Annotated in this window: 16 protein-coding genes; 9 read left to right on the top strand and 7 right to left on the bottom strand. The window is 71.3% G+C overall.

Translation table 11 applies throughout. From position 1 onward, the window contains the following. Positions 1 to 77: 77 nt before the first annotated feature. Positions 78 to 2570, bottom strand: coding sequence for a DEAD/DEAH box helicase (locus ACFP1K_RS11220; RefSeq protein WP_380750240.1), 2493 nt, complete (start codon positions 2568 to 2570; stop codon positions 78 to 80). Positions 2571 to 2619: 49 nt separating this feature from the next. After that, positions 2620 to 3483 carry a helix-turn-helix transcriptional regulator gene (locus tag ACFP1K_RS11215; protein ID WP_380750237.1) on the bottom strand — a complete coding sequence of 288 codons (864 nt, stop codon included), beginning with the start codon at positions 3481 to 3483 and terminating at the stop codon, positions 2620 to 2622. A 132-nt stretch (positions 3484 to 3615) separates the two neighbouring features. Between ACFP1K_RS11215 and ACFP1K_RS11210 the strand changes: the two genes are divergently transcribed. Beyond that, the gene (locus ACFP1K_RS11210) at positions 3616 to 4323 is read left to right on the top strand and encodes an SDR family oxidoreductase (protein WP_380750234.1); all 708 of its coding nucleotides are present in this window, start codon (positions 3616 to 3618) and stop codon (positions 4321 to 4323) included. A gap of 7 nt (positions 4324 to 4330) precedes the next feature. On the opposite strand, the gene ACFP1K_RS11205 is transcribed toward ACFP1K_RS11210, so the two are convergent. Continuing rightward, positions 4331 to 5050, bottom strand: a complete 720-nt coding sequence (locus ACFP1K_RS11205) for a rhomboid family intramembrane serine protease (RefSeq protein WP_380750231.1) — start codon at positions 5048 to 5050, stop codon at positions 4331 to 4333. A 120-nt stretch (positions 5051 to 5170) separates the two neighbouring features. After that, positions 5171 to 5578, bottom strand: a complete 408-nt coding sequence (locus tag ACFP1K_RS11200) for a nitroreductase family deazaflavin-dependent oxidoreductase (RefSeq protein WP_380750228.1) — start codon at positions 5576 to 5578, stop codon at positions 5171 to 5173. 125 nt (positions 5579 to 5703) lie between these two features. Here ACFP1K_RS11200 and ACFP1K_RS11195 point away from each other — a divergent pair, with 125 nt between their 5' ends. The 5 genes from ACFP1K_RS11195 (at position 5704) to ACFP1K_RS11175 (ending at position 11591) form a co-directional block, all read left to right on the top strand. Then, entirely contained in the window at positions 5704 to 7245 is a 1542-nt protein-coding gene (locus ACFP1K_RS11195; protein WP_380750225.1) for an SDR family oxidoreductase, read from the top strand. Positions 7246 to 7394: 149 nt separating this feature from the next. Further along, entirely contained in the window at positions 7395 to 9065 is a 1671-nt protein-coding gene (locus tag ACFP1K_RS11190; protein WP_380750222.1) for a GH12 family glycosyl hydrolase domain-containing protein, read from the top strand. A gap of 159 nt (positions 9066 to 9224) precedes the next feature. Beyond that, positions 9225 to 10292 carry a hypothetical protein gene (locus ACFP1K_RS11185; protein WP_380750219.1) on the top strand — a complete coding sequence of 356 codons (1068 nt, stop codon included), beginning with the start codon at positions 9225 to 9227 and terminating at the stop codon, positions 10290 to 10292. Between the two features lie 296 nt (positions 10293 to 10588). Further along, complete coding sequence (locus ACFP1K_RS11180) at positions 10589 to 11305, top strand: hypothetical protein (protein WP_380750216.1); 717 nt, start codon at positions 10589 to 10591, stop codon at positions 11303 to 11305. 118 nt (positions 11306 to 11423) lie between these two features. Continuing rightward, positions 11424 to 11591, top strand: a complete 168-nt coding sequence (locus ACFP1K_RS11175; RefSeq protein WP_380750213.1) for a hypothetical protein — start codon at positions 11424 to 11426, stop codon at positions 11589 to 11591. A 15-nt stretch (positions 11592 to 11606) separates the two neighbouring features. Here ACFP1K_RS11175 and ACFP1K_RS11170 read toward each other — a convergent pair whose 3' ends face one another. Both ACFP1K_RS11170 and ACFP1K_RS11165 read right to left on the bottom strand, forming a co-directional pair. Further along, positions 11607 to 12524, bottom strand: a complete 918-nt coding sequence (locus ACFP1K_RS11170; protein WP_380750210.1) for a MurR/RpiR family transcriptional regulator — start codon at positions 12522 to 12524, stop codon at positions 11607 to 11609. 65 nt (positions 12525 to 12589) lie between these two features. Next, positions 12590 to 14257 (bottom strand): glycoside hydrolase family 3 protein, encoded by a 1668-nt coding sequence (locus ACFP1K_RS11165; RefSeq protein WP_380750207.1) that lies wholly within the window; start codon positions 14255 to 14257, stop codon positions 12590 to 12592. Positions 14258 to 14463: 206 nt separating this feature from the next. Here ACFP1K_RS11165 and ACFP1K_RS11160 point away from each other — a divergent pair, with 206 nt between their 5' ends. Continuing rightward, positions 14464 to 15774: a glycoside hydrolase family 10 protein gene (locus ACFP1K_RS11160; RefSeq protein WP_380750204.1), complete on the top strand. Its 1311-nt coding sequence runs from the start codon at positions 14464 to 14466 to the stop codon at positions 15772 to 15774. Here ACFP1K_RS11160 and ACFP1K_RS11155 read toward each other — a convergent pair. Beyond that, positions 15755 to 16273 (bottom strand): hypothetical protein, encoded by a 519-nt coding sequence (locus ACFP1K_RS11155; protein ID WP_380750201.1) that lies wholly within the window; start codon positions 16271 to 16273, stop codon positions 15755 to 15757. The genes ACFP1K_RS11160 and ACFP1K_RS11155 overlap by 20 nt on opposite strands. 382 nt (positions 16274 to 16655) lie before the next feature. Here ACFP1K_RS11155 and ACFP1K_RS11150 point away from each other — a divergent pair, with 382 nt between their 5' ends. Beyond that, entirely contained in the window at positions 16656 to 17972 is a 1317-nt protein-coding gene (locus ACFP1K_RS11150) for an N-acetylglucosamine kinase (RefSeq protein WP_380750198.1), read from the top strand. Between the two features lie 1458 nt (positions 17973 to 19430). After that, positions 19431 to 20060 (top strand): SAVED domain-containing protein, encoded by a 630-nt coding sequence (locus ACFP1K_RS11145; RefSeq protein ID WP_380750195.1) that lies wholly within the window; start codon positions 19431 to 19433, stop codon positions 20058 to 20060. Positions 20061 to 20480: the final 420 nt, after the last annotated feature.

Genomic DNA, 20480 nt, shown 5'->3' with positions numbered 1-20480 from the left:
CGGCGAGGCAGCGGCCGGCTCCCACCGGCACCGGACATCTCAGGCGGCCGGCCCGCCCGTGTCTCGCCCGGGTGAGGTCAGAGGCGGTCCAGGGCGGTCACGTGGAGGACGGCGTGGCCTTCCTCGTCGGAGGCGGCGAGGTCCACCTGGGCGGTGATGCCCCAGTCGTGGTCGTCGGCGGGGTCGTCGAGGATCTGGCGGACGCGCCAGAGTTCCTTTTCCTCCTCGATCAGCAGGAGACCGGGGCCGCGGGCGTCCGGGCCGGTGCCGATCTCGTCGTGGTCCTCGTAGTAGGCGGCCAGGGACTCTTCCCAGTCGATGTCGGCCAGGTCGTGGAGATCGTCGTAGCGCTCCAGGGCGGACAACTCGACCAGGCGGAACATGGCGTTGCGGACCAGGACGCGGAAGGCGCGGCGGTTGGCGGTGACGGGCCGGGTGGACTCCTCCAGGGTGGGGCGCTCCGGATCGTCGGTGGGGTTCTGGAGCTTCTCCCACTCGTCGAGGAGGCTGGAGTCGACCTGGCGGACCAGCTCGCCCAGCCACTCGATCAGGTCCTGGAGGTCCTCGGTCTTCAGGTGGTCGGGGACGGTGCGGCTGAGGGTGCGGTAGGCGTCGGCCAGGTAGCGCAGGACGGTGCCCTCGGACCTGGCCAGCTCGTAGTGCGCCACGTACTCGCCGAAGGTCATCGCGCGTTCGTACATGTCGCGGACGACCGACTTGGGGCTCACCGCGTGGTCGCCCACCCAGGGGTGGCCCCGGCGGTAGGTCTCGTAGGCGCCGAAGAGCAGGTCCTGCAGGGGCATGGGGTAGGTGACGTCGGTGAGCAGCTCCATCCGCTCCTCGTACTCGACGCCGTCGGCCTTCATCTGGGCCACGGCCTCGCCGCGGGCCTTGTTGAGCTGGGAGTGCAGGATCTGGCGCGGGTCGTCCAGGGTGCACTCGACGATGGACACGATGTCCAGCGGATAGGACGGCGACTCGGCGTCCAGCAGCTCGAAGGCGGCCAGGGCGAACGTCGACAGCGCCTGGTTGAGGGCGAAGTCCTCCTGGAGGTCGACGGTGAGGCGGGCCCGCCTGCCCTGGTCGTCCGGCTCGCGCAGCGTCTCGACGACCCCGCCGGCCAGCAGGGAGCGGTAGATCGCGATGGCGTGGCTGATGTGGCGGCGCTGGGCCCTGCGGTCCTCGTGGTTGTCGGTGAGCAACTGCTTCATCGCCGCGTAGCAGTCCCCGGGCCGGTTGATCACCGCGAGCAGCATGGCGTTGCTGACCTTGAACCGCGACGTCAGCGGCTCGGGCTCGGCCTTCTGCAGCCGCTCGAAGGTCTCCTCGCTCCAGATGACGAACCCCTCGGGCGCCTTCTTGCGCACCACCCGCCGCCGCTTCTTCGGATCGTCTCCCGCCTTGGCCAGGGCCTTCTCGTTCTCGACGACGTGGTCGGGCGCCTGGCACACGACGTATCCGAGGGTGTCGAAGCCGGCCCGCCCGGCGCGCCCGGCGATCTGGTGGAACTCGCGGGCCCGCAGCAGCCGCACGCGGTTGCCGTCGTACTTGCTGAGCGCGGTGAACAGCACCGTGCGGATCGGCACGTTCACCCCGACGCCGAGCGTGTCGGTGCCGCAGATGACCTTGAGCAGCCCGGCCTGGGCGAGGCGCTCGACCAGCCGCCGGTACTTGGGCAGCATGCCCGCGTGGTGCACGCCGATGCCGTGCCGCACCAGCCGCGACAGCGCCCGGCCGAACTTGGTGGTGAACCGGAAGTGGCCGATCAGCGCGGCGATGGCCTCCTTCTCGGCCTTGGTGGACATGTTGACGCTCATCAGCGCCTGCGCCCGCTCCATGGCCGCCGCCTGCGTGAAGTGCACGACGTACACCGGGGCGGACTGGGTGGACAACAGCTCTTCCAGCGTCTCGTGCAGCGGGGTGAGCCGGTAGCTGTAGTACAGCGGCACCGGGCGGGTCGCCGAGCGGACCACCGCCGTCTCACGGCCGGTGCGCCGCTTCAGGTCGGCCTCGAACCGCGTCACGTCGCCCAGCGTGGCCGACATCAGGATGAACTGCGCCTGCGGCAGCTCCAGCAGCGGCACCTGCCAGGCCCACCCGCGGTCGGGCTCGGCGTAGAAGTGGAACTCGTCCATCACGACCTGGCCGACGTCCGCCCTGGAGCCGTCGCGCAGCGCGATGTACGCGAGGATCTCGGCGGTGCAGCAGATGATCGGCGCGGTCGGGTTGACCGCCGCGTCGCCGGTCATCATGCCGACGTTCTCGGTGCCGAACATCGCGCACAGGTCGAAGAACTTCTCCGACACCAGGGCCTTGATCGGCGCGGTGTAGAACGTGCGCCTGCCCTCGGCCAGCGCCGCGAAGTGGGCACCCGCCGCGACCAGGCTCTTGCCCGACCCGGTGGGCGTGGCGAGGATCACGTTGTTCCCCGAGACGACCTCGATCAGCGCCTCCTCCTGCGCCGGGTACAGCGTGAGGCCGCGCCCGGTGTTCCAGTCGGAGAACGCCTCGAACAGCGCGTCGGGGTCGGGGCTCTGCGGAAGGTGCTGGAGGAGGCTCACACCGTCCATACTGCCGAAGTCCGCGCCATGGTCCAGCCACCCTGTGGACGACGGGCCGTCAGGCGGGCCCGGGAACGTACACGGGGGCGGACCCCGCCGCGGCCGTCTCCCGCAGGCGCCGCAGCGCCGCCATGGACGGCGAACCGGGCTCCACGGTGTACACCACGAGCCGCTGGTCCCGGTCGGGGACGTCCAGGACCTGGCACACCACGTCCACCGGCCCGACCACGGGGTGCTCCAGCCGTTTGGGCTGGTCGCGCCGCACCGCCACCTCGTGCGCGGCCCACAGCCGCGCGAAGTCGGGGCTCAGCGCCAGCATCTCGGCCACCAGGTCCTTGATCCCCCGGTCGCCCGGGTACCGGGCGGCGGCGGCCCGCAGGTCGGCGACGCACAGCCGGGCGAAACGGCTGCTCAGCTCGCTGCTCATGTGCTCGGGCAGGCCGGGGTGGGTGAACACCCACCGCACCACGTTGCGGTGGCCGACCGGCACCGACTCCAGCCCGCACATCAGGGCCGACGCCATCGTGTTCCACGCGAGGATCTCGTACCGAGCGTCCACGACGTACGCCGGCACCTCCTCCATCTGGGAGAGCAGCCGCAGGATGCCGGGCGGCACGTCCTGGCGCGGGCCCGCCGAGGGCTGCACCGGCGCCTCGCAGGCCAGGTTGAACAGGTGCGCGCGCTCGTCGCCGGTGAGCATGAGCGCCCGGGACAGGGCCTGCAGCACCTGCCGCGACGGATGCGGCCCCCTGGCCTGTTCGAGCCGGATGTAGTAGTCGACCGACATCCCCGCCAGCTGGGCGACCTCCTGCCGCCGCAGCCCCGGGGTGCGCCGCGGGCCGCCGCCGGGCAGCCCGACGTCGTGCGGCAGCACCTTGGACCGGCGGTCGCGCAGGAACTCGGCGAGGTCGTTGCGGTTCATGTACCCCAGCATGACCCCTGACCGGCCCGCGTGGGTGGTACCACCGATCCCACCCGGCGCGAGGAGGGACCGCCGGTACCAGGCCCGGGAGGTCTCTCCCGCCCCGCCGCGCCGCGCCGGAAGGTGGTCCCCATGACCAACGCATTGATCACCGGAGCGAACAAGGGCATCGGCTTTGAGATCGCCCGGGAACTGCAGGAACGGGGCGTCACGGTGCTGATCGGGGCCCGCGACGAGGAACGGGGCCGTGTGGCGGCGGAGAAGCTGGGTGCGCGGTCCGTCCGGCTGGACGTCACCTCGGAGGACTCGGTGAAGGCCGCGGCCGCCTTTGTCGAGGAGGAGTACGGCTCGCTGGACATCCTGGTGAACAACGCCGGCATCATCGTCCACCAGGACGACCACCTGCCGAGCGGCACCCCGCTTGAGATGATGCGCGCCACGTACGAGACCAACGTGTTCGGCGTGGTGGCGGTCACCAACGCCATGCTGCCGCTGTTGCGCCGGGCCCCGGCCGCGCGGATCGTCAACATGTCCAGCGGCCTCGGCTCCCTCACCCTGGGCTCCGACCCGTCCGTCCCCTTCTACGACCTCAACCTGCTCACGTACAACTCGTCCAAGGCCGCCCTCAACATGGTCACGCTGTCCTACGCCAAGGAGCTGCGCGACACCCCCATCAAGGTCAACGCCGCCGACCCCGGCTACTGCGCCACCGACATGAACGACCACACGGGCTACCGCACGGCCACCCAGGGCGCCGCGATCGCGGTACGGCTGGCGCTGCTCCCCGAGGACGGGCCCACCGGCGCGTACATGGACGACGAGGGCGTCGTCCCCTGGTAGGCGAGGCTCAGAGCCCGAGGTCGTCCAGCTCCTTGAGCAGGGCGGCCCGGGACGGGTCGGCGGCGGGGACGGGCCCGCGGGCGCCCTCGCCGATGCCCTTGGCGGCGGGCCGGGCGACCGCGCGGGGGCCGGTCGCCGCCCGGGGGCGCCGCTCCCGGAACAGCCAGCCGCCGAGGATGCCTCCGGCGAAGCCGAACAGGTGCCCCTGCCAGCTGAACGCGTCCGAGGGGAGCAGGCCGGTGAACTGGTAGGCGAAGCACAGCGCCATCACCAGCCCGACCACGATGTCGATGCGGTGCCGGTCGAAGACGCCGCGGACCAGGATGTAGCCGAAGTACCCGAAGACCACGCCGCTGGCGCCCGCCGTCACGCTGCCCGGCCCGGCGACGAACCAGACGCCGAGGCCGCTGGTGACCCCGATCAGCGCGGTCACGCCGAGGAACCTGACCACTCCGCGGTAGGCGGCCAGGAAGCCGAACACGAACAGGGGCCCGGAGTTGCCCTCGATGTGCGCCCAGCTCCAGTGCAGGAACGGGGCCGTCACGACGCCCGGCAGGCGCGCGGGGTCACGGGCGACGATGCCGAACGACTGGCTGAGCAGGTAGCCCGACAGGGCGTTGGCGATCTGGACGACCCAGATGAAGGCCAGGAAGCCGACCATGACCCAGAACGCCTTCCGGGCCTCGGCGATCATGATCTCGGCCGTGCGGCCGTCCTCGCCGCCCATGGTGCCTCCCTGGCCGCCCCGTGCGCTGGAACCCGCCGTTCCCGGGCGGCCGGGAGTTCGCGCCCGCCCCTCCCGGCGCCATTGTGGCAAATCCCAGGGGGGCGGGCCACCGCCTCCGGGTCAGGAACCGGCGGGCGAGAGGACGACGACCGGGATGGGCCGATCGGTCTTGGTCTGGTAGTCGTCGTACGCCGGCCAGGTCGCCGCCATCAGCTTCCAGAGTTCCGGCTTCTCCTCGGCGGTGGCGGTGTGGGCGTCGGCGCGGAACTTCTCGCCCATGACCTGCACCTCGACCTTGGGGTCCGCCACCAGGTTGTGGTACCAGTGCGGCGAGTCGGGCGCGCCGCCCTTGGACGCCACGATGACGTAGTCGTCGCCGTGCCGCTGGTAGATCAGCGGGGTGGTGATCGACCGCCCGGACTTGCGGCCGGTGGTCGTGAGGAGCAGGACCGTGGTGCCCTGCCACTCGTGACCCTCACGGCCGTCGGTCGCCTGGTACCTGTCGACGTGCTCTTGTCCGAAAAGCATAGATGCCATCACTTCCCTCTCCCGGATATGAACTCGCTTCACGACTGCCCGACAAGACCCAACCCGAACCGGCCCGCGATCATTCCGCGAGATCGGGTAGGTCTCCCGGTGGGGGTGGTGGTGAGATGGCCCTTTGCCTGGTGACCGGCGCGACCGGCTACATCGGCGGGCGCCTGGTGCCCGAACTGCTGAAGGCGGGCCACCAGGTGCGCTGCATGGCGCGCTCGACGGGCCCGCTGCGCGACCAGGCGTGGCGGGACCGGGTGGAGGTCGCCGAGGCGGACGCCACCTCGCCCGCCGCCACCCGGGCGGCGCTGGAGGGCGTCGACGTCGCGTACTACCTGATCCACACCATGGCCGCGGGCCGCGACTTCGCCGAACGCGACCGCCGCGCCGCCCGCACGTTCGCCGCGGCGGCGAAGGAGGCGGGGGTGCGCCGCATCGTCTACCTCGGCGGCCTCACCCCGCCGGACCGCCCGGCCCGGCCCGGACGGCCCGGACGGCCGGATGGGGCGCCGGGGGAGGCGCGGGGATTGTCCGCGCACATGCGGTCGCGGGCGGAGGTGGAGCGGATCCTGCTCGGGTCCGGGGTGCCGACGGTCGCGTTGCGGGCGTCGATGATCATCGGGTCGGGGTCGGTGTCGTTCGAGATGCTGCGTCACCTCACCGAGCGGCTGCCCGCGATGACGACGCCCCGCTGGGTCGCCACCCGCACCCAGCCGATCGCCATCAGGGACGTGCTGCGCTACCTCGTCGGCGTCCTTCCCGTGCCGCCCGAGGTGAACCGCGGGTTCGACATCGGCGGCCCGGACGTGCTGACGTACGCCGACATGATGCGGGGCTACGCCGCGGTGGCCGGGCTGCCCGCCCGCCTGATCATCCCGGTGCCGCTGCTGACCCCCCGCCTGTCCAGCCTGTGGGTGGGCCTGGTGACCCCCGTGCCCGTCGGGGTGGCCCGCCCGCTGGTGGAGTCGCTGAGCGAGGAGGCGGTCTGCGACGAGCACGACATCGCCCGGTACGTCCCCGATCCGCCCGGCGGCCTGATCGGCTTCCCCCAGGCCGTGCGGCTCGCGCTGCACCGCATCAAGGAGGCCGACGTGGTGACCCGCTGGTCGTCCGCCTCCACCCCGGGCGCGCCGAGCGACCCGCTGCCCACCGACCCGGGCTGGGCGGGCGGCAGCCTGTACGTCGACGAGCGCTCGGCGCCGGTGGACGCGCCCCCCGAGGCGCTGTGGCGGGTCATCGAGGGCATCGGCGGCGAGCACGGCTGGTACTCCCTCTCGATGGCCTGGGAGGCCCGCGGGCTGCTCGACCGCTTCGCGGGCGGGGTGGGCCTGCGCAGGGGACGCCGCGACCCCGCGCGCCTGCGGGTGGGCGACGCGCTGGACTTCTGGCGCGTGGAGGAGATCGAGCCGGGCCGCCTGGTGCGGCTGCGCGCCGAGATGCGCCTGCCGGGCCTCGCCTGGCTGGAGCTGACCTGCCGCCGCGACGGGGACCGCACGGTGTACGGCCAGCGGGCGATCTTCCACCCGCGCGGGCTGCTCGGCCACCTCTACTGGTGGGGCGTGTACCCCCTGCACGGACTGATCTTCGGCAGCATGACGCGCAACGTGGCCCGGGCGGCGGTGGCTCTGGACCGGGACCCCGCGGCGGGTGAGCGGAGCTGAAACTTTCAGGATTTGCGCAGGTCAATCACCTGGTCAGAGGTGAATGAGCGGCCGCGGAGCCCTGGAGGCCCTGGGCGGCCACTGTGGGAGCGTCCTACTGTCGCGATTACTGGGAGCGCTCCCACCGCCTTCGTCCCCCCGGAGTCGAAATGAAACGTCATGCACTGAGAGCCCTGCTGGCCTTCGTGGCGGCCCTGGGCTCGGTCCTCCTGTCGGTGGTGATCGCCGGCCCCTCCCGAGCCGACACGCTCGTCTGCGAGAAGTTCGGCGGCACCACCATCAACGGCGGCCGCTATGTCGTCATCAACAACAACTGGGGTGACGACACCCGGCAGTGCATCAACGTCACCACCACCGGCTTCACGATCACCGAGGCGAGCCACAACAAGCCGCAGAACGGCGCTCCCGGGTCCTACCCGGCGGTCTACGCCGGCTGTCACTACGCCAACTGCAGCAGCGGCAGCAGCCTGCCCATGCGGGTGACCGACAGCCGCTTCTCGTCCATCAGGACCAGCGTCAGCATGACCTACCCGTCGTCCGCCGGGGTGTACGACGCCGCCTACGACCTCTGGTTCGACCCGACGGCGCGTACGGACGGGCAGAACACCGGCGCCGAGGTGATGATCTGGCTGAACCACACAGGGCAGGTTCAGCCGGTCGGCTCGCGGGTCGGCACGGTGAACCTCGCCGGGGCCACCTGGGACGTGTGGTTCGGCAACTCCGGGTGGAACGTCATCTCCTACGTGCGCACCACGTCGACCACGTCCATCGACTTCAACGTGTCGACCTTCTGGAACGACGTGGTGAGCCGCGGCTACGGGCAGACCTCCTGGTACATGACCAGCGTGCAGGCGGGCTTCGAGCCCTGGGTCGGCGGCACCGGCCTGGCCGTGAACAACTTCTCCTACAGCGTCGGCACCGGCGGCGGCGACACCAGCCCGCCGACCGCGCCGTCCAACCTGCGCTCCTCCAACGTGACCTCCAGCGGGGTGACCCTGGCGTGGAACGCCTCCAGCGACAACGTCGGCGTCACCGGCTACGACGTGTTCCGGGGGACCACGATGGTCGGCACGGCGAGCGGCACGACGTTCAACGTGACGGGCCTGTCGGCGTCCACGACGTACTCGTTCACGGTGCGGGCCAGGGACGCGGCGGGCAACACCTCCTCGGCGTCCAACGCGGTCTCGGTGACCACGACCGGCGGCGGCGGTGGCGACACCAGCCCGCCGACCGCGCCGTCCAACCTGCGCTCCTCCAACGTGACCTCCAGCGGGGTGACCCTGGCGTGGAACGCCTCCAGCGACAACGTCGGCGTCACCGGCTACGACGTGGTGCAGGGCTCCACGGTGGTCGGCACGGCGAGCGGCACGACGTTCAACGTGACGGGCCTGTCGGCGTCCACGACGTACTCGTTCACGGTGCGGGCCAGGGACGCGGCGGGCAACACCTCCTCGGCGTCCAACGCGGTCTCGGTGACCACGACCGGCGGCGGTGGCGGCGGCGGCTCGTGCCGGGTCGGCTACTCGGTGAACCAGTGGAACAACGGGTTCACCGCCACGGTGACCGTCACCAACACCGGCACGGCCGCGGTGAACGGCTGGACGCTCACCTTCACCTTCCCCGGCAACCAGCGGGTCACCTCCGCCTGGAGCGCCACGGTGACCCAGAACGGTAGCGCCGTCTCGGCCGCGAGCATGAGCTACAACGGCACGATCGCCCCGGGCGCCAACACCTCGTTCGGCTTCCAGGGCAGCTACAGCGGCACCAACACCGCGCCTTCGTCCTTCTCCCTCAACGGGGCGGCCTGCTCGGTGGCGTGATCCCACCGCGGGCACGGGCCGGGTACGGGCTGCCGTACCCGGCCCCTTTTCTTTCCTGATTTTTGGTATCAGTACCGGAAATGGCGTTAAGTAGACGGACGAATACCGCCTGAGGGACACTGTCGCGATCAACTACTCGATCCCGACAAGGAACTATGTATGACCGCGACTCGGATGACCGCGACGGACCCGGCGCCCTTCCACCTGCGCAGGAACACCCGCGACCTCGCCCGGGCGGTCCAGACCCTCTCCGGAGTCCTCCCCGCCCGGGCTCTGAAGGAAGTCCTCGCCAAGGCCAACCGCACCGCGGTCCGCAAGGGCAGCACGGCCGCGTTCGGCACGATGAACCCGCGGCCGGCGGACTGGTACTGCTTCAACGCCGGCGACAACGACACCGTCGAGTGGTACCCCCAGGGGCTCGCGTCCAGCTCGGAGGCCGGGCTGCCCGGCGCGGGGGCGCTGGCCGTCACCTGGTACTGGAAACCGGTCGGCGCGCCCGGTGAGCGGGGCATCCGGATCACGTTCCTGGACACCACGACGTCCAAGTACCGGCACGTGCTGCTGGTGTCGCCCAAGGGCGACACCTACTCCCCGATCAACATCCACGCGGGCGGCGTCGCCTGGTACGGCGACCTGATCTACGTGCCCGACACCGCGCGCGGGCTGCGGGTGTTCGACACCCGCCACATCTACGAGGTGGGCGGGGACGAGGACAAGGTCGGCCTGCAGGGGGGCGAGTACCACGCCTACGGCTACCGCTACATCATGCCGCAGGTCGACGCCTGGACCCTCGCGGCCCCCGCCGCGTCCGCGCGGTTCTCCTTCGCCGCCGTCGACCGCACCACCACCCCGCACCGCCTGGTCGGCGGGGAGTACGTCAGCGCCGAGGAGGCGCCGCAGCGCGCGGGCCGGGTGGCCCGCTGGGACCTGGCCGAGGACGGCACGCTGGAGGCCGGCGCCGGCGGCGTGGCGCCCGCGGTGGACGCGTTCACCATGCCCGCCGCCAAGATCCAGGGCGGCCTGTGCCACCAGGGCCGCTGGTACCTCAGCCAGGCCGGCACCTCCCGCACCAACGGCGTCCTGCTGACCGCCAAGCCGGGCGAGGCCCCGGTGAGCAAGAAGTGGCCGGTCGGCCCGGAGGACCTCACCTGCTGGAGCGAGCGCGGCCAGCTGTGGAGCGTCACGGAGTTCGCCGGCCGCCGCGTGGTGTTCGCCGTCCCCCTGTGACCTGGACGGCCGTCATCGGGTGATGCGGGGACGGGCGTCATCGGGTGATGCGGGACAGCCGTCGCCGGGTGGATCGGGGACGGCCGTCGCGGGGTGGGCCGGGTGGCGGGCGTGCCGTGCCGTCGCGGCCCCCGGCCGCGCTTGCAGGTCTCTTGCGTGGGCTTGCGTCCGCTTGCAGGGGCGGGCGTCAAGCGGGTGTCAATGGATGTGCAGGTGACGGGCTCTATCACTGAGTGTGCAAGGCCCCCCGGCGAGATGACCGGGCCGGGAAGCACCTCACCTCACGGAGAACAATCATGAAGCGCACCCTGCTCGGTCTCGCCGCCGCCACCCTCGCCGGCCTCGCCGTCACCGTCCCCGCCACCGCCGCCTCCGCCTCCGCCGGCGGGGACTACGGCCCCGACACCTGCCTGGAGGGTTACGTCTGGCGCGAGGCCCGCCCCGCCGACCACGTCTGCGTCACCCCGGGCGTCCGCGACCGGACCCGCGCCGAGAACGCCTCCGCGGCGGCCAAGTGGGTCTCCGGCGCCTTCGGCCCGCACACCTGCGCCACCGGGTACGTGTGGCGTGAGGCCTTCAGCGGCGACGACGTCTGCGTCACCCCGGCGGTCCGCACCCAGGTCCGCTCGGACAACACCCGCGCCGCCGACCGCAAGGTCTCCGCCCGCCTGTGGATCAACCGCTACACCGTCCCGCCCACCGACAACGGCGACGGCACCTCCACCACCACCTCGACCGACGACATCCCCCGGATCAAGCTCAGCGGGGACCACTACAACTTCGGCCAGGTCAAGCTGTACATCCGGCTCAACACCGGCCGCACGCTCTGGCAGGGCACCGTGAACGCCACCGCGCACAGCGGCTTCGCGGGCGGCAGCTTCGGCAAGAAGACCGGCGTCTTCGACTGCGCCGCCGCCGGCCGGCCCAGCAACGGCTACGCCCAGGCGTACGACGTCATCTCCGGCCGCTGGTCCCCGCGCGTTCCGCTGCGCGTCGGCTGCGCCGTCCTGTAGCACCCCCGGACCGCGCCGGACGGCACCCCCGGCGCGGTCTCAGGGCCTACCCTGACTCGTCCCTGAACCCTGCGGCCGGACGCCCCACACGGGGCTCCGGCCGCTTACCGTCATGGGCATGGGACGCATACTTCTCCTCGTCGCGGCGGTCATCGCCGGTTTCTTCATCCTCGGCTCGCTCATCGGCTTCATCGCCGGTGTCCTCAAGTGGGCCCTCATCATCGGCGTCGTCGTCGTGGCGGTGACGATGCTCTCCAAGATCCTCCGCTCCTCGCGGGCCCGCTGACCGGACCCGCCGCCGTCACGGCGAGCGGCGGGGCCGGGGGCGGGACTCGGCGATGAATTCGTTCACCGCGTCACGGGTGACGCGCAGCGCCTCGTTGGACAGCTCCGAGGTCCGCTGCGCGACGCCCACGAACACGTAGTCGACGAGCAGCAGCTGGCTGATCCGGCTCGCCAGGGCGCCGGGCCGGAACGCGGTCTCCCGCCCCGCGGAGATCAGCACATAGGTGCACAGCTCCGCCAGGGCCGAGCGGGGATTGTTGGTGATGGCCACGGTCGTGGCGCCGGTCCGGTGGGCCCGGCGCATCGGCTCCAGCACGTCGGGCGTCTCGCCGGTGCGGCTCACGCCCACCGCCACGTCACCGGGGCGCAGCAGGACGGCGCTGGTCAGCGCGAGGTGGGCATCGGTGAACGCGTGCGACGACAGGCCGATGCGCATCAGCTTCTGCGCCATGTCGGTCGCGACCAGGCCGGACGCCGCGACGCCGTACACGTCGACCCTGCGGGCGGCGGTGACGGCGTCCACCACCTCGCCGAGCCGCTCGGGGGTCAGCTGCGCGGCGGTGTCCTCGATCGCCTGCGCCTCGGCCCGGGTGACCTTGGCGATCACGTCGCACAACGGGTCGTCGGGGGCCAGGTCGCCGGGGACGAGACGGTCCGGGCCCTGGCGGGTCGCCGCCGCCGCTGCCGCCGCGGCTGCCAGCGCCAGGCGGAGCTGGGCGTACCCGGAGAACCCCAGCACCCGGGCGGTGCGCACGATCGTCGCCTCGCTGACCGTCGAGGTTGCGCTGAGCTCGGTGATGGTGCTGCCGGCGACGGTGGCCGGGTCGTCGAGGATCATCTGCCCGATGATCCGCGCGGACGGGGTGAGCGAGGGGAGCACGGCCCGCACCCGGGCGACCAGGTTCTCGGGGGTCGAGCGCTGCGGGTCGATCATGGGGGTTCCTCTTCTGTTACCGACACATTACTCAATCATGGGGGGTTCACCCCATGGCAGCGTGGTCAGGACCCGGTGAGCCACTCGGCGGCGGCCAGCGCCGACACCCGGGAGTCGCCGTGGGTGGCCAGGTGGACGGCGCCGGAGGCCGGGCCGGGCAGGCCCGTCTCGATCACGACGGCGTCGGGGCGGCGGCGCAGCGCCTCGGCCAGCACGTCCCGCATCCAGCCGTGACGGTGCGCGTCGTGCGTCACGACCACCACGGGCCGGTCCCGCGGCAGCTCGGGCATCTCGTGCGCCTCGGGGACGAGCACCACGATCCGCGTGCCCGGCAGCCGCGCCGCGATCGCCTCGTCCGGGCCGTACGGCACCGTGTCGTCGATCGCCTGGTGCGGCCGGGCGGTCATCCGCACCACCACCGGCGGGCGGGCGAGCACGGGCCGCGGCGGGGAGCCCGGCGTGATCCGCAGCGCCCGCCGCGCGGTGTCCAGACCGAGCCGCGACACCCCGTGGACGGGATCAAGGTCTGCCACGTCCAGGCCGCCCGTGGGGTGCGCCGCGCTCAGACGGCCCGTGTCACCCGCCCCGAGCCTGGTGTGCGCCCCGTCCAGGCGGCCGATGACGATCGCCGCGTCCCGGCGGCCGGTGCCGTCCGTCCCGTCTCGGTGGCCGGTGCCGTCCGTCCTGTCCCGGTGGCCCGTGCCGTCCGTCCCGTCCTGGCGGTTCGCCCGGCGGGACGCCTCGGCCTGCCATCGGGCGAGGGCGCGGACGCGGGAGGCCGCCTCGGCGAGGCGTTCCTCGGGGAGGTCGCCCTCGTGGACGGCGCGGACGATGCCGTCGCGCAGGGCCGTCACGGTCTCGCCGCCGGGGGAGGTGATGCCCGCGCAGACGGCGTCGGCGCCGGCGGCCAGGGCGAGCACCGCGATGCGCTCCGGGGGGTGCAGGGCGGCCACGGCCCGCATCTCGATGGCGTCCGTCACCACCATGCCGGTGAAGCCGAGCTCCTCGCGCAGCAGGCCGGTCAGCACCCGGCGGCTGAGTGAGGCGGGCAGCTCGGGGTCCAGGGACGGGATCAGCAGGTGGCCGCACATGACGGCTCGCACCCCGGCGGCCACGGCGGCGCGGAACGGCGGCAGGTCCCGGCGCTCCAGCAGGTCGCGGGAGGCGTGCACGGTCGGCAGGGCCAGGTGCGAGTCGGTCAGCGTGTCGCCGTGGCCGGGGAAGTGCTTGGCGCAGGCGGCGACCCCGGCGCCCTGGATCCCCCGGACCCAGGCGGCCGTGTGGCGGGCGACCAGGTCCGCCGAGGCGCCGAAGGAGCGGATGCCGATCACCGGGTTGCCGGGGTCGGCGTTGACGTCGGCGTCCGGCGCGTAGTCCAGGGTGACCCCGGCCGCGGCCAGCATGCGCCCTATCTCGGCCGCGGTGCGCTCGGTGCGATCCTCCTCGTCGACCGCGCCGAGCGCGGCGTTCCCCGGCCACGAGCTGCCGATGGCGGCCTCCAGGCGGGTGACGGAGCCGCCCTCCTCGTCCACCGCGACGATCAGGTCGGGCTGCTCGGCGCGCAGCCTGGCCACCAGGGCGGTGCCGTCCCCCGACATGTTGCGGGCGAACAGCACCACCCCGCCCAGGCCCTCCGCCAGCCGGCGGAGCAGCCACGCGGGCGCCGTGGTCCCGTCGAACCCGGGCTGGAGCACCGTGGCGGCGAGACGGTCGAGGTCGGGACTGTGCGGCATACCTGGCTTTCCGTGTGGGTTTTTACCTGGCCGGTGCGGCGGCCGGGTCCGATGGTGCCGGTGGTGCGGGCGGCCACCGCTGGGACATGAAGTCATGTGCCATCGTGCGTATCTTCTATGTAGATTTCCTTCTTTCGCCCCCCGGAAAGGTCACAGCCTGATGACGATTTTCTTCAGGTACTGCGATCAATCGGAAGGTTTCCGTCATGTCCGGGAGTGACTCACCCCTCGCGTACCTCGACCGCCGGGCCGTGCTCGGCGGGCTCCTCGCCGCCGCGATCGCCCCCCTCGCGTCCCTGCTGCCGAAGGTGACCCCTCCGGGTGCCGTACCCACCGCCGAGGCGGAGCGGCGGATGCGCGGCATGTGGATCTCGTCGGTGCTGAACTCCAACTGGCCCTCCCGCCCCGGGCTGCCCGCCGCCGTCCAGCGCGACGAGTTCACCTCCTGGATGGACCTCGCGGTCTCACTCAAGCTCAACTCGGTGTTCGTCCAGGTCAGGCCCACCGCGGACGCGTTCTGGCCCTCGCCGTACGAGCCGTGGTCGGAGTACCTCACCGGGGTGCAGGGCCGCGACCCCGGCTACGACCCGCTGGCATTCATGGTGAAGACCGCCCACGAGCGCGGGCTCGCCTTCCACGCGTGGTTCAACCCGTACCGGGTGTCCATGCGGCGCGACCCCGCGCGGCTCGTCCCGGGACACCCGCTGCGCCGCGAGCCGTCCTGGGGCGTCGCCTACGGGGACGGGCTGTACTACAACCCCGGCATGCCCGAGGTCCGCGCCTTCGTCCAGGACGCCATCATGGACGCCGTCACGCGGTACGACGTGGACGGCCTGCACTTCGACGACTACTTCTACCCCTACCCCGTGGCGGGGCAGGAGTTCGACGACGCCCGCGCCTACGCCGAGCACGGCGAGGACTTCCCCGACCGGGCCGCCTGGCGCCGCCACAACGTGGACCGCCTCATCGAGGAGCTCGCCCACCGCGTCCGCCGCGAGAAGCCCCGCGTGCAGTGGGGCATCAGCCCCTTCGGCATCTGGCGCAACGCCACCACCGACCCCCGGGGCTCCGACACCTCGGGCTCCCAGTCCTACGACGACCAGTACGCCGACACCCGCGGCTGGATCCGCAACGGCTGGCTCGACTACGTCGTCCCCCAGCTCTACTGGAACATCGGCCTCCCCGCCGCCGACTACGCCAAGCTCGTCCCCTGGTGGGCGGAGGCCGTCGAGGGCACCGCCACCGACCTGTGGATCGGCCAGCCCGCCTACCGCTCCGGCGCGCCCGGCGAGCCGTCCGTCTGGCAGAACCCCGCCGAGCTGACCCGCCACCTGGACCTCAACCGCGACTACCCGCGGGTGGATGGCGACGTCTTCTACAGCGCCGCCGACCTGCGCGCCGACCGCCTCGGCGCCGTCTCCACGCTGGTGCGCGACCACTACGCCCGCGCCGCGCTCCCGCCGCGCCCCCTCGCGCTGCGCGCACGACTCGGTGAGATCAGACTCCCGACAGACTGAGGACGAGCCAGGCCGGGAGCGCGCCCGCGGCCACGCCCGCCAGCACCTGCGGCCAGGTGTGGTGGGTGAGGCGGATCCGGGCCCAGCAGACCACGGCGGTGATCACGGCGCCCGTGGTCAGGGCCGGGACCGGGGGGAGGACGTGCGACAGCACGACGACCGTCCCCGCGGTCACGGCGGCGTGGAAGGAGATCTTCCACCACAGGGTGACGGGGACGGCGACGGCCAGGCCGGCGAGCATGGCGCCCACGGTGGCGATCAGCAGGGGCGGCGCCCCCAGGACGGCCAGCAGCACCAGCGCGGCGACCACCGCCGCCACCGCGACCAGCAGAGGCCGGGTGCGCAGCGAGCGGTCCACGATGTGGCGGGAGTCCAGGCGTCCCGACCGCACGCCGACGGCGATGACCAGCGCCGGGACACCGCCGCACAGGGCCGAGGCGAGCAGGCCCCACGCGGCGCCCGGCCAGCCGTCGGACAGCAGGCCCACCCCCGGAGGCATGCCGATCACGAGAACCTGGGGCGCGAACACCTCGGTGACCCACCGCGCGGCACGGTTCCCGCCGCCCCCATGTCCCGTCCCGCCCTCCCCGTCGCCCGTCCCGCCCTCGCCCTCCCCGTGGCCCGTCCCGCCCTCGCCCGCCCTCGCCCCTGAGGCGTTCCACGCGGCCCCGTCACGCCCTCGCCTCTCAGCGCCCCAGGACCCGGGCGGCTTCATGTGATCCCGGGCACGGTGTCCGTCACGCTGTCGCCCCTCCGCCCTGTGATGCCTGCGGGGAAAGCCTTCCACACGACGCGCCACCCGCGTGGCGTCCCTCCGGACGCCGGTGGGGAAAATCTCCAGCCACTTATACTTTTGCGAAGATAACCGCCCGAGGAGGAGTATGGGATCGCCCGTGCGCCTGGTGATCGGACTGGACGGCGGCGGCACCAGCACGCGCTGCGTAGTGGCCACACCCGACGGCGAAATCGTCGGCCGCGGCCAGGCTGGCGGGTCCAACCCCCGCTCCGCCCGCGACCCTGGCGCCGCCCTCCTCCAAGCCCTCACCGACGCCCTCACCTCCGCCGGGGCCGGTACGGGGGCCGGTCCCGTCGGCACGCCTGGTCCCGGCGGCATGTCCGGTCCTGTCGGCGCGCCTGGTCCCGGCGGCGCATCGGGTCCCGGCGGCACGTCGGGTTCTGTTGGCGCATCGGGTCCCGGCGGCGCATCGGGTTCTGGCGACACGTCGGGTTCCGTTGGCACGTCGGGTTCTGTTAGCGCATCGGGTCTCGGCGGCATGTCGGGTTCCGGCGGCATGTCGGGTTCTGTTGGCGCATCGGGTTCTGTTGGCGCATCGGGTTCCGTTGGCACGTCTGGTCCCGTCGGAGTGTCCGGTCCCAGCGGCGCGTCGGGTCCCGTCGGCGTGTTCGGCCTGGCCGGTGCCAGTGAGGCCGGCCGCAGGCTCGCCCGCGAGCTCTCCCTGCGCGCCTGGCGTGCCGCCGGGCTCCCCGGGGCACCCGTCGTGGTCCCCGACATCCTGGTGGCGTTCACCGGCGCCACCCCCGAGCCGTCCGGAAGCGTGCTGGTCGCGGGGACGGGTGCGGTGGCGGCCCGGATCGACCGCCGGGAGATCGTGAAGCGCGCGGACGGCTACGGCTGGCTGCTCGGCGACGAAGGATCGGGGGTGTGGGTCGGACGGCAGGCGGTCCGTGCCGTCCTAGCCGCCCTGGACGGCCGCGGGCCCTCCACCTCGCTCGCCGCACACGTCCTGCCGGTGCTGCTCGCGGCCACGATGGGCTCGCCGGAGGTCACCTCGCCCGGCCCCGCACTCGACGATGAGGCGCACGCGCAGGCCCTGATCGCCGCCGTGTACGACGGCGAACCCGCCCGGCTCGGCCTGCTCAGCCCCGTCGTCGAGACCGCCGCCCGCGAGGGGGACCGCGTGTCCCTGACCATCCTCGAGGACGCCGCCCGCCGTCTGATCCGGACTCTCGACGCCGTGTCCCCCAACCCCGCCCACCCCGTCGTCCTCGCCGGCTCCCTACTGACCCACCCCACCTTGATCGCCGCCCACGTCCGCGACTCCCTCCCCACCCACCGCCTCCTCCCGACCCGAGACCCCGCCGCCGGCGCCGCCGCCCTGGCCCTCCGCTCCCCCTCCCTCCCACCCCGCCCCGAAGCCCAACTCGTCGCGGCCCACCACCGCCTCCTCGCCCTCTGAAAATTCCCACCCGCCCGCCGTAGGACGGGTAACCCCGGGTGTGTGGGCGCCAGGTGGAAATGGTCCTCGCAGAGGACGCGCTTCGCGCGAAGAGGCGCAAGGGCTGTTCCTGTGCGGGGGACACCCCCGCGCCCCCGAGGTCCTGCCGGGCTCATGGTTCGGCCGCGATGCGTTCGGTGGGCCATGTCCCGGCTCTACGGAGTCGCCGGGTTCGCTGTTGGGCAGTAACCCTGGTGCGTGGGCGCCGGTGGAAATGGTCCTTGCAGGGGGCGCGCTTCGCGCGGAAAGCCGCAAGGGCTGTGCTTGTGCGGGGGAGGCCCCCCGCGCCCCCGGGTCCTGCCGGGCTCATGGTGATCGGCCGTGATGTGTCCGACGGGTTGTGGGTTGTGTTCCGGCCGCACGGCGGCGCCGGGTTCATCACTAACGGTTTGTGGCGTACTTACACCGAGACGCGTCCGACGTGGCCCCCCGAACCGAGCAATCACCCCACTGACCACACCGCCGCCCCCCAGCGCCCACCCCCACCGGCCGATCACCCTGCCCCGCCCCGCCCCCCCGCACCACGCCACCACCGCCCACAACCACCCAGCCACCACCCTTGAAATGGTGCCTTCGGCGCAGTCTTCCAAAGGCGACCCTCACCCCGCCCACCACCCACCGCCGCGCAAGCAACCACCCACTCGTTGCCGAAAGAATCCACGCGTCTCACCCCACCAGCCAAGCACGGACAACGCCGCCGGAACGAGGTTGCCGAAACATCCGAAGACCCTCACGGCCCCCATCCCCATCCCCACCGCCACGAGCGTTGCCGAAAGACCGAGCGTTGCCGAAACATCTGGCAGCCCTAGACGATCACCAGAACAGCTCTGAACACAGCTCCCGCTGCCGAATCAAGGGCGTCGCTGCGCGCCGCCTCGCGGTCCGTCGCCCGCTCGGCGGCCGGGCGTGCAGGCTGGAGGCCGGTCCCGGCCGCCGGCGACTCCGGGCCGCTCGTCGCGTGACGATCTACCCGCCATCCGTTCCCGATGCTGAAGCCATGCTCGCCACCAGTTCAGACGGTCATGGGACTCCTGAGGGATAACCGCAAAGGCAAGACCCACGACTATGCCGGTGAGCGAAGAGGTCACCACGGCAAGAAGGCTTAGCCAACTGGGCGCCACTAGCCATGCCACAGCAGCCCCCGAAGTAGTGGCAGCTCCTGCGATCACGACCGGTTTGGGCATCTTCGACCGCTGTACTTGCTCTTCGAGCTTAGCTCCGGTGTTTGCGCTCATGCCTGACGGAAGCCATCTTCGTTTGCTGGTCACATGCAGCCTTCTGTCTGCGGTACCTGTCCAGTGCGAGGACGCTTGTCCCTGGCAGGAACATACTGCTCCCTTACGGAGCAACCGTGCAAGATGTATGATCTGATTGTTCCGTTATGGAGCGATGCTCTAATCGGGAGCGCTGGAGGGGAATGTGGGGAAGTCTGGTACAGGGATAGGCGAAGTCATCCGATCCCTCAGGCTTGATCGAGGATGGAGTGCCCAAAAGCTCGCAGAGGAGTGCGCGCGCGCTGGCATGCCATCCCTGACTCGGGGAACCTTGGCCAAGATCGAATCCGGAGTGCGGAAGAACGTCTCCATCGAGGAGGCGAGAGCCTTAGCTTATAGCTTCGGTGTGGAGATCGACTATCTCTGGGGCTCCCTTCAATCGCATTCATTAAGGCGTGATCAGGGGTTGATTTTCATTTCGATTGGGGGGCCGAGTAATCGCGCAACTTATGAGCGCTCATTGCCCAGGCTCAATCTAGAGAATGCGGAAATATTGGGAGAGTATGTTCGTGAAGGATACATAGGAAAAGATGGTGCAGAGAAGGGGAGAATTGGTCTAGAAGACGTAGCAAAGGAGGTTCGTGATTTCGCTCGCGCATGGAGCGAGGACTCTCGGTATTCAGCTCTTCATCTATTCTATAGAGGGCCGGTGGCCATAGCCCCGCTGCTGGGGAGGATCCTTGCGGCAGCAAAGCCGCTGGTTGTCTACCACTATGAGGATGGGGTGTACAGTCGAGCCTACACTTTGGATAGGAGATTTATGCTTCCACGTTGATGTCTTGTGATCGCGGGCATGGCTTGTAAAGGCCCTCCCCTGCGCGAGCAGCGGATGAAAATTGGGTGAATTGCCGGAAAGTCCGGGGACGGATGATCGGCAGCCAAGGCCGACATGGAAGATCGAGGATCCGAGGGGTCGGCAAGGTTCAGAGACTAGGGCCCGAGCGAAAGCGGTAATGGCCCCACGAGCGCCCGACATCTCCAAGTGGAGATGATGAGATAGTCCGTCCTGTCGATATAATCCAATCGCAGAAACGACAGAAATCGAGGATAAAGAGCCTCGATGATAACAAGGCGGTGGCTAGAGTTGAGGCCCGTCAGAGATCGCATGACGCCCTGTTGTTTGTAGACAATCAAGGATTACAGCTTTACACCTCCGGCGGGGGCGCTCCGGCTCCGGGATGATCGCTGAAGCCGA

Source organism: Sphaerisporangium aureirubrum, from assembly GCF_042658925.1.
In the GTDB taxonomy this organism is placed as follows: Bacteria; Actinomycetota; Actinomycetes; order Streptosporangiales; family Streptosporangiaceae; genus Sphaerisporangium; species Sphaerisporangium aureirubrum.
The sequence above is the reverse complement of the archived record's forward strand: the minus strand, read 5'-3'. Positions and strand labels throughout refer to the sequence as shown.

Coding starts and splice junctions, on each gene's coding strand:
- ACFP1K_RS11220 (WP_380750240.1), bottom strand. CDS start 2,570: ATGGACGGTGTGAGCCTCCTCCAGCACCTTCCGCAGAGCCCCGACCCC.
- ACFP1K_RS11215 (WP_380750237.1), bottom strand. CDS start 3,483: ATGAACCGCAACGACCTCGCCGAGTTCCTGCGCGACCGCCGGTCCAAG.
- ACFP1K_RS11210 (WP_380750234.1), top strand. CDS start 3,616: ATGACCAACGCATTGATCACCGGAGCGAACAAGGGCATCGGCTTTGAG.
- ACFP1K_RS11205 (WP_380750231.1), bottom strand. CDS start 5,050: ATGGGCGGCGAGGACGGCCGCACGGCCGAGATCATGATCGCCGAGGCC.
- ACFP1K_RS11200 (WP_380750228.1), bottom strand. CDS start 5,578: ATGCTTTTCGGACAAGAGCACGTCGACAGGTACCAGGCGACCGACGGC.
- ACFP1K_RS11195 (WP_380750225.1), top strand. CDS start 5,704: ATGGCCCTTTGCCTGGTGACCGGCGCGACCGGCTACATCGGCGGGCGC.
- ACFP1K_RS11190 (WP_380750222.1), top strand. CDS start 7,395: ATGAAACGTCATGCACTGAGAGCCCTGCTGGCCTTCGTGGCGGCCCTG.
- ACFP1K_RS11185 (WP_380750219.1), top strand. CDS start 9,225: ATGACCGCGACTCGGATGACCGCGACGGACCCGGCGCCCTTCCACCTG.
- ACFP1K_RS11180 (WP_380750216.1), top strand. CDS start 10,589: ATGAAGCGCACCCTGCTCGGTCTCGCCGCCGCCACCCTCGCCGGCCTC.
- ACFP1K_RS11175 (WP_380750213.1), top strand. CDS start 11,424: ATGGGACGCATACTTCTCCTCGTCGCGGCGGTCATCGCCGGTTTCTTC.
- ACFP1K_RS11170 (WP_380750210.1), bottom strand. CDS start 12,524: ATGATCGACCCGCAGCGCTCGACCCCCGAGAACCTGGTCGCCCGGGTG.
- ACFP1K_RS11165 (WP_380750207.1), bottom strand. CDS start 14,257: ATGCCGCACAGTCCCGACCTCGACCGTCTCGCCGCCACGGTGCTCCAG.
- ACFP1K_RS11160 (WP_380750204.1), top strand. CDS start 14,464: ATGTCCGGGAGTGACTCACCCCTCGCGTACCTCGACCGCCGGGCCGTG.
- ACFP1K_RS11155 (WP_380750201.1), bottom strand. CDS start 16,273: ATGCCTCCGGGGGTGGGCCTGCTGTCCGACGGCTGGCCGGGCGCCGCG.
- ACFP1K_RS11150 (WP_380750198.1), top strand. CDS start 16,656: ATGGGATCGCCCGTGCGCCTGGTGATCGGACTGGACGGCGGCGGCACC.